General features: G+C 66.2%; 11 protein-coding genes. All 11 read left to right on the top strand.

The genetic code is table 11. The features are described 5' to 3' along the window. Positions 1 to 5 precede the first annotated feature (5 nt). The 11 genes from ABD343_RS21570 (at position 6) to ABD343_RS21520 (ending at position 13,066) form a co-directional block, all read left to right on the top strand. The gene (locus tag ABD343_RS21570) at positions 6 to 545 is read left to right on the top strand and encodes a hypothetical protein (RefSeq protein ID WP_344530658.1); all 540 of its coding nucleotides are present in this window, start codon (positions 6 to 8) and stop codon (positions 543 to 545) included. Position 546: 1 nt separating this feature from the next. After that, the gene (locus tag ABD343_RS21565; RefSeq protein WP_344530656.1) at positions 547 to 1,122 is read left to right on the top strand and encodes a thiamine pyrophosphate-dependent enzyme; all 576 of its coding nucleotides are present in this window, start codon (positions 547 to 549) and stop codon (positions 1,120 to 1,122) included. Beyond that, positions 1,119 to 2,060 (top strand): isocitrate lyase/phosphoenolpyruvate mutase family protein, encoded by a 942-nt coding sequence (locus ABD343_RS21560; protein WP_344530654.1) that lies wholly within the window; start codon positions 1,119 to 1,121, stop codon positions 2,058 to 2,060. Before ABD343_RS21565 ends, ABD343_RS21560 begins: the two co-directional genes overlap by 4 nt. Positions 2,061 to 2,074: 14 nt before the next feature. Next, positions 2,075 to 3,508 (top strand): MFS transporter, encoded by a 1,434-nt coding sequence (locus tag ABD343_RS21555; protein ID WP_344530652.1) that lies wholly within the window; start codon positions 2,075 to 2,077, stop codon positions 3,506 to 3,508. A 9-nt stretch (positions 3,509 to 3,517) separates the two neighbouring features. After that, positions 3,518 to 6,070: a M14 family metallopeptidase gene (locus ABD343_RS21550; protein WP_344530650.1), complete on the top strand. Its 2,553-nt coding sequence runs from the start codon at positions 3,518 to 3,520 to the stop codon at positions 6,068 to 6,070. Beyond that, on the top strand, positions 6,057 to 6,914 hold the full coding sequence (locus ABD343_RS21545) for a TauD/TfdA family dioxygenase (RefSeq protein ID WP_344530649.1): 858 nt from the start codon (positions 6,057 to 6,059) through the stop codon (positions 6,912 to 6,914). Before ABD343_RS21550 ends, ABD343_RS21545 begins: the two co-directional genes overlap by 14 nt. A 41-nt stretch (positions 6,915 to 6,955) precedes the next feature. Next, complete coding sequence (locus ABD343_RS21540; RefSeq protein ID WP_344530647.1) at positions 6,956 to 8,716, top strand: nucleotidyltransferase family protein; 1,761 nt, start codon at positions 6,956 to 6,958, stop codon at positions 8,714 to 8,716. Further along, positions 8,713 to 9,318, top strand: coding sequence for a DUF402 domain-containing protein (locus tag ABD343_RS21535; protein WP_344530645.1), 606 nt, complete (start codon positions 8,713 to 8,715; stop codon positions 9,316 to 9,318). The genes ABD343_RS21540 and ABD343_RS21535 overlap by 4 nt, the downstream gene beginning before the upstream one ends. A gap of 302 nt (positions 9,319 to 9,620) precedes the next feature. Next, a complete protein-coding gene (gene ngcE / locus ABD343_RS21530; RefSeq protein ID WP_344530644.1) occupies positions 9,621 to 11,051 on the top strand; it encodes an N-acetylglucosamine/diacetylchitobiose ABC transporter substrate-binding protein in 1,431 nt (476 codons plus the stop codon). A gap of 151 nt (positions 11,052 to 11,202) precedes the next feature. Next, positions 11,203 to 12,150, top strand: coding sequence for a carbohydrate ABC transporter permease (locus ABD343_RS21525; RefSeq protein WP_344530931.1), 948 nt, complete (start codon positions 11,203 to 11,205; stop codon positions 12,148 to 12,150). 22 nt (positions 12,151 to 12,172) lie between these two features. Beyond that, on the top strand, positions 12,173 to 13,066 hold the full coding sequence (locus ABD343_RS21520) for a carbohydrate ABC transporter permease (RefSeq protein ID WP_344530642.1): 894 nt from the start codon (positions 12,173 to 12,175) through the stop codon (positions 13,064 to 13,066). Positions 13,067 to 13,144: the final 78 nt, after the last annotated feature.

Raw genomic sequence — 13,144 nt, 5'->3', positions numbered from 1 at the left:
AGTTCATGAACGACACCGGAAGCGCTCTCTCGCCGATCGATACAGCGGAGCTGACGCTGGGCGAGTTCGGCAGCCACGGCTTTCTGAACTTCACTGGCGTGCCCTGCTCTTATCTCAAGGAGTTCTTCCAGATCCTGGAAGAACCTGTCGGCAATCGGCCGCCGGAGCTGGCAGATTCCAGATTCGTGCTCGCCCCAAGGGAGGACACTGCCCTCGGGCTGGCCTCCGGACTCACCATAGGCGGAGCCCCGTGCGTCGTCCTGATGCAGAATTCCGGCCTCGGCTACTCGCTGAACGTGCTGTCCTCGTTCAACATCATCTACGGCGTTTCACTGCCGATCATCATCAGTTGGCGCGGCCAGAGCGGTGCGGATGCCATTGAGCACCAGGTCATGGGAGACAACATGCTGTCGCTGCTCGACCTTTTCGGGCTGCCCTGGACAGTGCTGGACAGGGCGGATCCCCGGGACTCGGTGAGCAGAGTGGTCCGCGCGCTGGACGAATCCGGGACGCCCGCCTGTCTGATCGTCCAGGGAAGTGACTGAGATGTTGACGATGACGGATGTGATCCAGTGGGTGGCCGAGAACTTCACGGACGCCGGGATCGTCTCCACCAATGGACTGATCAGCCGGGATCTCCACTCGTCCGGCGACCGGGAACGCTACTTCTATCTGGTGGGGTCCATGGGCATGGCCGGGCCGATCGGGCTGGGCATCGCGTTGGCCCAACAACGGCATCGCACGGTGGTCCTGGACGGAGACGGTTCCTTCTACATGAACCTCTCGTGCCTTCCGCTGATCGGCCGGTTCGACGTCGATCTGATCCACCTGGTGCTGGACAACCAACTGCACGAGAGCACCGGCGGACAGCGCCACCGGAACGAGGCGAGCCCCTGTGACCTGGCGCTGTCCGCCGGATACCGCTCGGCACTGCGGGTGTCCGGCGCGGCGGCGCTTCCCGACCCCGGCAGCCTGCGCCCACCCGTGCTGGTGCACATCGACATCCCTGACGAGCGTGGCACCAAACCCGGGCGCGTGGCTGTCAGTCCACCGGATCTCACTCAGCGGATGAGCAGGTACCTGGCAACCCCCCACTCAGCAGAGGGAAGGCGAACGGCATGACCCGGACGACCACGCTGCTCCGTCAGTTGCTGAACGCATCGCGCCTGACCAAGGCCGTGGGCGCGCACAATGCGCTGACCGCCAGAATCGTCGAGGAAACCGGTTTCGACTGCGTCTGGGCCAGCGGATTCGAAGTGTCGACCAGCCATTGTGTGCCTGATTCGAATGTGCTCACCATGAGTGAGTGCCTGAGCGCGGCTCAGGACATGGCGCGCGCTGTCGAGATCCCGGTGCTGGCGGACTGCGATTCCGGTTTCGGGGGTGTCAACAATGTCTTCCACATGGTCCGTCAGTACGAAGCGGGTGGAATCGCCGGAGTCTGCATCGAGGACAAGCAGTTCCCCAAGATGAACAGCTTTGTCGAGTCGGGCCAGACCATGCTGGCGGCCGAGGACTTCGCCGCCCGGATACAGGCTGCCAAGCACGCACAAGTGGAGAGCGACTTCGTCGTGGTCGCTCGGATCGAGTCCTTCATCTCCGGGGCCGGCACGGAGGATGCGATATACCGTGCCCGGGTTTACGAATGTGCCGGAGCCGACGCCCTGCTCATCCACTCCAAGGAGCGGATTCCGCGCCAGGTGAACGACTTCCGGGAGAACTACTCGGGAGGCCTGCCGGTCATCGTCGTTCCCACCACCTACCCGGAGGTGACCGTGGATGAGCTGGAGGCCAAGGGCTTCGCCATGGCCATCTATGCCAACCACGGGCTCCGGCGGGCCATCAAGGCGACCAGGGAGGCCATGGTCCGTATCCAGATCGACGGCACCACAAAGAATGTCGAGGAGGAACTGGCGCCGCTGAGTGAGGTCTTCGCCCTCCAGGGCATGCCGGAGAGCCTGAAGCGTCAGCTTGAATTCGAGGAGTCCGGCAGGACAGCGGTGTCCAGGACGGGAGCGCCGGGAGGTTCTGCCGACCCGGCTCCGGCGGAGCCGGAATAGCGAGCAGAGCACCGATGCCCGATTCCCATACGGAGAGTCCGAGTGTCGGCATCCGCATGCGTAGCCGCGCCGGGCGCTGGACCGTGCTCACCGCCGAACTGGGCTCCGGAATGGCGCTGCTCAACGTCATGATGGTCAGCATCGCGGTTCCGCACTTCGGCGCCGACCTGCATGCCGGAATGGCGGAAGTCCAGTGGTCCGTGAGCGTCTACATGCTCATGCTCGCGACCCTGTCCGCGATCGGAGGTGCGCTCGGCGACCGGTACGGCCTGCGCCGTACCTTCATGGCTGGGATCACGCTGTTCCTCGGTGCGTCCCTGTTCTGCGGCTTCAGCACCGACATGGTGATGCTGGTCATCGGCCGCGGCCTGCAGGGCTGCGGCGCCTCGCTGGTGATCCCCTGCTCACTGGCGGTTCTCCGGCAGCTCATCGATCCGGTTGATCAGTCCCGGGCGATCGGCCTGTGGTACGCGCTCGGTGGAGTGCTCAGCGCGATCGGCCCCTCGGTCGGTGGCTGGCTCATCGAGCTGGGCGGGTGGCGATGGATCTTCTTCGCCAACGTACCGGTCGCCGTCGCCGCGCTGGCAGTCGCCTGGCTCCGCTTGCCGCTGACGGCGACGCACAAGGCGCACCGGTTCGACTGGACCGGGACATGTCTCCTCGTGGCCGCGCTCGGTTCACTCACCTACGCCGCGATCAGTGCGCCGGCATCCGGAATCACCGCTGCACCGGTGCTCCTGTGCCTGTCCGTCGGCCTCTGCGCGCTGCTCGCCTTCCTCCGCTACGAACGGCGCCCGGCGGAACCACTCGTTCCGTTGCCTCTGATGCGTTCGCGGATCTTCGCCGCCGCCTGCGTGGTCGTCGCCTGCATGTGTGCTGCGCAGACAGTGGTTCCGATGTTCGTCCTCCTCCAGCTCCAGTCGGTCGCCGGGTACGCGCCGGCCGTGGCGGGGGCGGCACTGATCCCCACATCGCTGCTCATCCTGCTGCTCTCGCCGGTGTCCGCCGCACTGCTGAGCCGGATCGGCCCCCGGCTCACCGTCGGCAGCGCCGCACTGCTGGGCGTGGCCGGCGTGCTCCTGCTCGCCCGGATCGGCTCTCATGCCTTCTATCCGCTCGAAGTCCTGCCTGGAGTCGTGCTGCTCGGCGCGGGCCTCGCGCTGACCTTCACCCCGTCGATGTCCATCGCCGTGCACGCCGCTCCTGCCCACAACGCGGGAATCGCCAGCGGAGTCGTCAACACCGCCCAGCGGGCAGGAGGGCTCCTGGGCGTCGCCGCGGTGCCGGCGCTCGCCGGGCTCACCGGCAGCCGCTATCTGGAGCCGGACCGGCTCGGGCCTGCCTTCGAGACCCTCATGGTGCTCTGCGGAGCCGTTGTCGCGGTGGGTGCGCTTGTGGCCTATTTCGCCTTTCCCCCGAGGTCCGCCTACGAGTTCTCCCGGAAATAGGTGACGCGTATGCCCGCGATACCGACGCCCGAGTCCGTCATCGGCTGGACACCGTGCGCCGACCACAAGATCGCCACCTACGAGCAGATAGCCCGGTACTGCCGGGAGCTGGCCCGTGCCAGCGACCGGATGCGTCTGGTCGAGATCGGGAGAACGGAGCAGGGACGGCCACAGCTCATGGCCATCGTGTCCGCGGCGGAGAACCTGTCCGCGCTGGAACGCTACCGGAGGATTTCGGCCAGGCTGGCCGGTGTGAAAGGGATGACGGATGCCGAGGCCCGGGAGCTCGCGCGTGCCGGAAGGGGCATCGCGTGGGTCGACTTCGGCATACATGCCTCGGAGATCGCCACTCATCAGAGCGCACCGACGTTTCTCTACGAGTTGACGGCCGATGATTCACCGACGACCGAGCGGATCCGGCAGGAACTGATCACGCTGGTCGTTCCGGCGGCGAACCCGGACGGCACAACGATGGTTGCCGATTGGTATACGCACCGGTTCACAGCGGGACTCCCGGAGTTTCCCTACCCCTGGCTCGATGGCGCCTACGCCGGTCACGACAACAACCGGGACTGGTACATGTGCGCGCTCGCGGAGACGCGGAACATCAGCCACCAGCTCTACCACCGCTGGTTTCCGCAGGTCATCAACAATGTGCACCAGACGAGCGCATATCCACCACGGATCGTGGTACCGCCGTTCCTGGACCCGGTCAATCCGAACATACCCGCCGAAGTCATCAGGAACGTCAATTACGTCGGCGCAGCGGTGGCGCGCAGCCTGGAGCGGGCCGGAATGCCCGGTGTCGTCTCTCATCAGTACTACGACGGCTGGTGGAACGGCGGCATGCGTTCGGTGCCGCAGTTCCACAACATCACCGCGATACTCACGGAGACCGCACGCACATCGGCGGGCCCGGAGATCCACCGGAGTTCTTCCTTTCCGGAGACCTTCCCGGACAACATCACCCCCACCCGGCAGCCGTCCACGTTCTACCCGAACCCCTACAGGGGCGGCGAATGGCGTATGCGCGACGCCGGTGAGTATCTGAGAGCGGCGGCGATGGCCGTACTCGACCTGGTCGCCAGGGATCGCGAGGAGTGGCTCTACGACGCCTGCGCGATCGGTCGGCGTCAGATTCGGAAGGGCGGTGACGACTGCTACGTCCTCCCCGCCGACCAGCCGGATTTCCCGACGGCCGTGAAGCTGGTCAACATCCTCCGGCATCAGGGCGTTGCCGTGGAGCAGGCCGGCGCGGGATTCACCCTGGACGATGTGTGCTACCCGGCGGGCAGTTTCGTCATCCGGGCCGGACAGGCGTACCGGCCCATCATCGAGGATCTTCTGTGCCCGCAGAGGTACCCGGACCGCGGCTCGAACGGGCAGCACAAGCGCCCGTTCGACATCACGGGCTGGACCCTGCCCCTGCAGATGGGCGTGACCGTCACCCGCCACCGGCACGGCGGCCACCTGCCCCGCACGCCGGTCGCATGGGCACGGCCGCGCCCTGACATGGTCACGGACGAGCCGGCAGGCGGCTTTGCCCTGGACCCCCGCGTGAACGATGTGCACCGGGCCGTCAACGAGCTCCTGCGCGCGGGCTTCCCGGTCCTCCGTGCCCCCGGGGACCTGCCCGGCAGTCGGGGCGGGCTTCCGCCAGGAGCCTTCCTGGCCGGGCCCGAGGCCGGGACCATCCTGCGCGACCTGGGAGATCGGCTCGGTGTGCCGGTCGCCTCGGTGGCTGCTGTCCCGACGGACGCCGTCCCCGTGGCTTCCCCACGGTTGGGCGTCTACAAGCAGGTCGGCAACCGGAACTACGACGAGGGCTGGACTCGCCTGGTGCTGGATCAGTTCGGCTTCGAGTACCGAGCCGTGCTCGACCGGGAGATCCGCGAGGGCGGCCTGGGAGCGCGCTACGACACCGTGATCCTGCCGGACAGTGACTGGGCCTCGATGCGGGACGGACCGCCCGCCGACCGCTGTCCGCCCGAACTGGCCGGCGGCATGACGCCAGGCGGTGTGGCGAATCTCCGCGAATTCGTGGCGGACGGCGGCACGCTCATCACCCTCAACCGGGCGGCCACGCTGCCCCTCGCGGAATTCGGACTTCCGGTCCGGGATATCACAGAGACCGTGTCGTCGGACGACCTGTCCGTTCCGGGAACGATCGTGGAGATGGCCGCCGAGGGAGATCATCCGGTGTGTTATGGCATGCCACCGGTCTATTCCGCTTTCGTGCTGAACAGCCCGGTCTTTCTGGCGGAGGGTCCGGGGGTCCGGATTGCCGCCCGTTATCCGGACCGCGATGTGCTGCGGAGCGGCTGGTTGCGGGGTGAGTCACACCTGGTCGGCCGAGCGAGCGTGCTCACCGTCAGACATGGCCTGGGAAATGTGGTGCTGATCGGTTTCAAGGCGCAGCATCGCGCACAGTCCCACGGAGCCTTCAAGATCCTTTTCAACGCGATATTCCTCGGCAGCACATCCTGGCCGGACCCTCCGTCGCGCAGCGCGGCAAGGTCGAATCTCCCCGAGCGAAAGGTTCCCGACGATGGAGAAGATTGACTCGATCGCCCTGACCACCGACGGCATGTCCCCCGCCCGCGTCACCGCCGCGGCGCGGGAGTCTCTGGGGGCTCACCGACTGGCATTGCTGCGGGGGATGCCACCCGATGTCGACGTCCTCGTTTCCGTACTCTCGGGACTCGGCACACTCATCGACAACTATGCGGCCGGATCCGACTCGGAGGCCTACGCATTGCACCGAGCGGTGAACGTGGTGCGCTACCGCCCCGACAGTGCGGCCAAGCGCGTGCAGGAGCGCGACGGCGCACTACCGATGCACTCGGGGCGCGCATTCGCCGCCGACCGGCCGAGGTACATGGCCATGCAGATGATCGACCCCGGCTGGTCGGACGGGGCGGCCGGGGAGAACGGTGAATCGCTCCTCGTGCGCTGGGGAGAGGTGCTGGCGTCCATGGAACGCGCGGACCCCGACGGATTCACCGAAGACGTCCGTACGCTCACCACCAAGAGCATCTGCTTTCCTTCGGTCAACCTCCAGGACGAGGCGTCGAGGCTGCCTCTCGTCTACGTTCCGCCGACCCCCTGGCGCGAATCCGTGCGATACGACGTGGCCGCCCGTCTCCCGCAGAAATTCGCCCGGCTGGAACAGTGTGCACCGCCGGGCCGTGACGGGGACCGATTCATCCGGGCCGCCAGAAGGTTCGCCGAGCATGCCGATACCCCCGGGGTTCAGATGCGCTACGCGCTCGGCGCCGGAGACCTCGTCATCATCGACAACGATCGGTTCGGGCATGGCCGGTGCACCGTCCGCGGCCACCGGACGGCCGAAGACGGGAGCACATCGGTGAATCCGCGCACGCTGTGGAGCGTGAACGTCGCATAGCCGGAATCCGGTTCGGGAGAACAGGGAAAGGGCGGACACAGATGACAGGCGAATGGCTCGCCACGTTCCTGCTCGAAGCGTCGAAGTGTCCTGCGGAGACTCCAGAGGCCCCGGAGCCTCTCCCCGCGCAGGACCTGGACGAGGCGGACACGATCGTACGGACCCTCGGCGCCGATGACTTCGACGAGAAGCTTGCTGTGTCCGAGGTGGTCCGGCACAAGATACCGCTGCTGGCGGCCTCGGCCGTGGCCCGTGCGCGGATCCGCCGTCCCGGCCTGGTCGGGGAGCTTCCGCTGCTCGACCAGGCGGCAGCGGACCGGCGCCTGCGCATGACCATGCTCTGGGAGGAGTTCGGGGCCGTCCTTGCCGCGCTCAACGACCGCGGTCTGGAGCCGGTCGTCCTCAAGGGGCCCGCGTGGGCAACGGCGTACTATCCGGCTCCGGAGCTGAGGAGCTTCAACGACCTGGACCTGTTCGTGCCGGCCGGACAACTGGACGCGTACGGCGAGGCATTGAGGTCGATGGGGTACTCACAGTCGACCTACGACCCGTCCTCCGGCACGGTACGGCCCCTGGCACAGGAACGGATCGCCGGCGCCCTGGCGACCGGACGGCACGCCGCACCCTTCATCAGGCCCGATCGCCGCGCCGGGCGAGCCTTCATCGTGGAGCTGCACGCCCCGGGCTTCGACGAGAACCTCCACCGCGTGGACACCAGAGCATTCCTGGACGACTCCCTCCCCTGGGACACCGGTTCCGGACGGGCGAGAAGGCTTTCCCCGACAGACGACCTCATCTTCTGCGCGGCGCATCTGTGCAAGGACATATACGTCTACGCACCGGCGGGCCGCCCGGCCGCCGCGCGGCTCAATGAATTCTGTGACCTGCGCCAGATGCTCTCGGCCGGTCAGGAACCCGCTGCCTGGCAGAGGCTGTACGAACGCGCACACTCGCTGGCGCAGTGTGACCGGGTCCATTTCGCCGTCACGCACCTGGCGCGGCTCTATCCGGGCACGGTGCCCGAATCCCTGTTGACGCCACCACCGCAATTGACCAGGGAGCCCGAGGCGGTCATCGACGACGTCTGGACCTTTTCCCGCGGTTCCAGCACCTTCCGGGAAAGACTGTTCGACCCGCATGTCGACGAGCAACGCTACATAGGACTGCGCGAGCGGGGTGAGGCCGGGGGGCGGCTGGAGATCCCGCCGGAGCCGGAGACGGCCGGGACGGTGCTCAGCGGCGTCGCACCGGCCCCGCCCTGGCAGTTCTTCCGCAGCCACGTCACCTACGGCGTGGCGCCGGAATCCGACGAGGAGTTCAGCGCGGCGGTCTCGTTCAGCCATACCGCCGACCAGATACGGGTCACCGCACACGTCAATGACCCTGTTCAGGTGTTCGACAAGCCCAATGGCTTCTACCACGCCCAGGACGTCGTACAGCTACTCTTCGAGGTACCGCTGGGATCCGGGAACGTGCACAGCATCTTCCTGGTGCCGAAGGCCGCGGATCTTCCGGAAGGCGCGGTGGTGGAGCACTTCTCGGGGCTTGTACGAGCCGGTACCGAGACCGTGCCCGGCTCCTGGCTGGAGGCGGCGTTCTCTCCCGGGGGCTATCGGATGCGCGCGGGCATTCCCCGCACCGAGGTCCTGGGGGACATCGCCGACGGGGCGTGGTTCGGGTTCGACCTGCTGGCCTACGAAAGCGGAGCCCAAGGCCAGGAGAGGCGGTGCGTCCTGCAATGGTCGGGCGGGCGGAATGCCATACGCAATCCGGCCTTCTTCGGCATGGCGAGGCTGCTGTGACAGGCCGGTGGGAGACCGGCGACGTCATCGCGTGGCGTTCGATGCCGTTCCGGAGGATCGGCTATGTTCTGCCGGCGGTGATCGTCCGGGACGAGCCCGGCGCGGTCGCCATCTGGCAGCCCCATGGCACGCTCTGCAAGCGGCGCAAGGGGCCGTTGAGTGATCCCGGGCTCGCCGACGCGTATACCGACCGGTGGTGGGACGGCCCCGATACGGTGCGGCTCCACGTCGTCGGAAGTGCGTACTCCGTCATCAGGTCCTGGGACCCGGAGGCCCGCGAATTCCATGGCTGGTACATCAACCTGGAGGCGCCCTGGACGCGGACCGGGGTGGGCTTCGACAGCGAGGATTACGTGCTCGACATCGTCGTGGAGGACGATCTGTCGACGTGGAGCTGGAAGGACGAGGCCGAGTACCAGCGGGCCCGGACGACCGGCCGGATATCGAACGGCACCGACCTCATGATCCAGAAGACCGCGCACGAGGCTGTGACCGGGCTCGGGAGACGACAGTGGCCGTTCACCACGGACTGGAGCCGCTGGCAGCCCAGCCCTGACTGGGATGTGCCGCACCTGCCCAAGGGGTGGGACCGCGTTCCGTAGGACGTGGCGGGCTCAGTACTGCCCCGGATTCGTTGGTGTCAAGGGTGTTGGGGGGAATAACGGTTCGCGCTGTTTTCCCGGTGCGCCTCGCGAGGTCTCAACTCGGGAAAGATGCCGAGGCGACTCGTGCTCGATCTTGCCCTGTCGCCGAGCGGTGGACTATACCTGTCCGAGCCCAGCGCGACCTGCACGATCTGCACGACCCCAGCTTGACACCGACCTGCGGTGACGGGCCCTTCGTCTGTGGTGAGTTGACGGGTGACCGGTACACCGCCTGAGTCCTAGGAAGCGAGGACTTGAGCATGGGATTCACCAGCGTCAACCGTCGTGATGCGATGAAAAGGGCCGCGGCGGCCGGACTGCTCGCCGTCCCCGCGGTGGGCGCGCTCGCGTCCTGCGCGACGGGCGGTGATGATGGCGACGAGAAGGCCGAGAAGGGTAAGAAGAGCAAGAAGAACCCGCTCGGCGTCAAGGAGGACGCCGCCCTTCAGGTCTACATCTTCAACGGTGGATACGGCGACAAGTACGCCCAGTACGTCACGGACATGTACCAGGACCGGTTCTCCAAGGCCGACACGGAGCAGAAGGCCACGGAAAAGATCGCTACTCAGGTGCAGCCGCGGCTGGTGAAGGGTGACCCGCCGGATGTCGTGAACAATTCCGGTGCCGAGCCCATTCACCCCGGCAAGGCCATCAAGAACGAGCAGCTCACCGACCTCACCGAGCTGCTCGACGCCCCGTCATGGGACGATCCGGACGTCAAGGTGCGGGACACACTGGTGCCCGGCGTTGTGCAAATGGGGGCCTTCGGCACCGACGGCTGCTATCAGCTCAACATCGCTTCCACGGTCTACGGCAACTGGTACTCGGAGAAGATGCTCACCGAGACGCTGGAGGCCGAATACCCCAAGACCTGGGACGAGATGCTCGCCGTCTGCAAGAAGGCGAAGGCGAAGGGAATCCACGGCTGGACCTATCCGGGCGGCCATCCGCGCTACATGCTCTTCAGCATGTTCGCGATGTTCGCGCAGGCCGGCGGGCGCGAGGTCATCGAGGCCATGGACTATCTGGAACCGGGTGCCTGGAAGCACGACGCCGTGAAGTCGGTCTTCGAGGCGTTCGAGGAGCTGGTCGCCAAGAAGTACGTCCTCACCGGCTTCGACGGCAAAGAGGCTCATATCGAGATGCAGACCGCCTGGACCAAGGGCAAGGCGGTCTTCGTCCCGGACGGCTCCTGGGTGGAGAACGAGGCGAAGGACACCACCCCGAAGGACTTCCGGATGGCGGTGGGCGCCACTCCCTCTCTCGACAAGAGCGACAAGATGCCGTTCGGCACGCTCTATGCCCCGCCCGGTGAGCCGTTCATGGTTCCGGCCAAGGCCAAGAATGCCCAGGGCGGCATGGAATGGCTCCGGATGATGTACAGCAAGAAGGCGGCCCGGAACCTCTTCGAGGAGGTCTCCTCCATCCCCGTCGTCAAGGGCGCGATCGACGGACTGAAGCTGCCGCCTGGCGTCGACAGCTCCCAGAAGGCGATCAAGGCGGCCGGCAAGAACATCGTCCTCGCCTTCTGGAAAGAGTGGTACCGGGACATGTTCGAGGCGGACTACAACAACGTGATGGGCAAGTTCATGCTGGGGGACATGTCCGTCAAGCAGGCCATGGACACGATGGAGAAGGCCGCGGCTCGGATTGCGAAGGACCCCGATACACAGCGGGTCGAGCGGTCGTAGCCCCGCGCATCTCGGGCGTCGCAGAGCAATGTCACACGCGTGAATCGGGAGCGGTGTGAAGACTGAGGCACGAGCGGGGAAATCCCCGTCGACAACGAAGACCCCCGATCCGGGGGGCGCTGGGCGGCTGCTTTTCCTCGCCGCGGTGCTGCTGCCGCCCCGCCTCACCCCGGCCCGGGTAAAGCGGGACCGGCGGTACCGGACGCTCGACAAGTACCGATTCGTCATCGGATTCCTGTCGCTGCCGCTGCTGTTCTATGCGATATTCGTCATCTCCCCGTTCGTCCAGGCGATCTACTATTCGATGACGGACTGGGACGGCGGTTCGGCGGCGAACTTCGTCGGCCTGGACAACTACCAGAAGCTGTGGAACGACGACCGGTTCTGGGACTCGGCCAAGACCAGCGTTACGCTCCTGGTGGTGGCCCCGCTGATCACCCTCGCGCTGGGGATGTTCTTCGCGTACATGATCATGGCCGGCGGCCGGTACCGCAAGGGCCAGGCCGTCGCGGGGGTCTTCGGCTCGACGTTCTACAAGATCGTCTACTTCTTCCCGCAGGTGCTCTCCATCGCGATCATCGCGGTGGTGTGGATGCGGGTGTTCTCCACCCGCAGCGGTCTGCTGAACGGCACGCTCGGCGCGCTGGGACTCGATGGCCTCGAACAGCCCTGGCTGGGCGGCGAGTACAACCTCGCGCTGTTCGCCACGCTCACCGTGCTGTGCTGGTCCTTCGTCGGCTTCTACGTGGTGCTGTTCTCGGCCGCGATGGGGGCCATTCCGCACGACCTCTACGAGGCGGCGCTGCTGGACGGCGCGGGACGCACCAAGACCTTCTTCAAGATCACACTGCCGCTCATCTGGGACACCGTCCGTACCGGCTGGATCTACATGGGCATCCAGGCCCTGGACTCGTTCGCGATCGTCCTGGTCATGATGCCGGACCACGCGCTGAAGGTCACACCGGTCTTCCTCTACCAAAGGTTCCGTGAGGGCCAGTTCGGATACGCCACGTCCATCGGCGTCGTCCTTCTCGTCGTCAGCGTGGTGTTCTCCCTGATCATCATGCGGGTCGGGAACCGCGACCGGATCGAATACTGAAGACCGCGGGAGCCACAGCATCATGACCACCGTTCCGACCAAGTCCCCTGTGCAGGACTCCCGCCCGGCGAAGCCGGTCAAGGGGAAGGAGGGGGCCGTCCTCAATGTCTTCTCGCACACGTTTCTCGTCGTGTGGGTGGTCCTCGCGGCCGGCCCGCTGGTGTGGGTGGCGCTGACGGCGTTCCGTCCCTCGGGAGACATCCTCAGCGATCCGCTCGGCCTGCCGTCCGCGCTCCACTGGGAAAACTTCAGCAACGCCTGGACCGAGGCCAAGATCGGCCGTTACGCGATCAACTCGCTGATCATCCTGGCGGGTTCGCTCACCGGTACGATGCTGCTGGGCTCGATGGCCGCGTACGTGATCGCGCGCTTCACCTTTCCGGGGAACCGGTTCATCTTCCTGCTGTTCGCGGGCGGGATGATGTTCCCGGTGATCCTGGCACTCGTGCCGCTGTTCACGATCATGGACAACTTCGGGCTGCTGGATACCAGGCCAGGGCTGATCATCGCCTACATCGCGTATTCGCTGCCCTTCACCACGTTCTTCCTCACCTCGTTCTTCCGGACCCTGCCCACCGGGGTGCAGGAGGCGGCGATGGTCGACGGGGCGTCGCACACCCGTACGTTCTTCCAGATCATGCTGCCCATGGCCAAGCCGGGTCTCGTGTCCATCGGGATCTTCAACTTCCTGGGCCAGTGGAACCAGTACCTGCTGCCCCTGTTGCTGAACAACGACAACGAGGACAACTACGTGCTGCCCCAGGGGCTCGCCGCACTGGCGGTCTCGCAGGGCTACCGGGGTGACTGGGGCGCGCTGTTCGCGGGGCTGACCATCGCGATGCTGCCCGTTCTGGTCGTCTACGCGGTCTTCCAGCGCCAGGTCCAGGCGGGCCTGACGGCGGGCGCCCTCAAGTAGGGGTCTGAGCACCTGTGTTGCGCGTCGGCGGCGCCTTTACGCAGGGACCCTGCGCAAAGATTTCGGCTTGGCCACGAA

The sequence above is a fragment of the Streptomyces albiaxialis genome (assembly GCF_039530985.1).
In the GTDB taxonomy this organism is placed as follows: Bacteria; Actinomycetota; Actinomycetes; order Streptomycetales; family Streptomycetaceae; genus Streptomyces; species Streptomyces albiaxialis.
This window is presented reverse-complemented; position numbering and strand designations above follow the sequence as displayed.

Bases quoted from the DNA above. Each gene is read 5' to 3' on its own strand.
- ABD343_RS21520 (WP_344530642.1), top strand. From the start codon at position 12,173: ATGACCACCGTTCCGACCAAGTCCCCTGTGCAGGACTCCCGCCCGGCG.
- ABD343_RS21560 (WP_344530654.1), top strand. From the start codon at position 1,119: ATGACCCGGACGACCACGCTGCTCCGTCAGTTGCTGAACGCATCGCGC.
- ngcE (WP_344530644.1), top strand. From the start codon at position 9,621: ATGGGATTCACCAGCGTCAACCGTCGTGATGCGATGAAAAGGGCCGCG.
- ABD343_RS21570 (WP_344530658.1), top strand. From the start codon at position 6: ATGAACGACACCGGAAGCGCTCTCTCGCCGATCGATACAGCGGAGCTG.
- ABD343_RS21545 (WP_344530649.1), top strand. From the start codon at position 6,057: ATGGAGAAGATTGACTCGATCGCCCTGACCACCGACGGCATGTCCCCC.
- ABD343_RS21550 (WP_344530650.1), top strand. From the start codon at position 3,518: ATGCCCGCGATACCGACGCCCGAGTCCGTCATCGGCTGGACACCGTGC.
- ABD343_RS21565 (WP_344530656.1), top strand. From the start codon at position 547: ATGTTGACGATGACGGATGTGATCCAGTGGGTGGCCGAGAACTTCACG.
- ABD343_RS21540 (WP_344530647.1), top strand. From the start codon at position 6,956: ATGACAGGCGAATGGCTCGCCACGTTCCTGCTCGAAGCGTCGAAGTGT.
- ABD343_RS21555 (WP_344530652.1), top strand. From the start codon at position 2,075: ATGCCCGATTCCCATACGGAGAGTCCGAGTGTCGGCATCCGCATGCGT.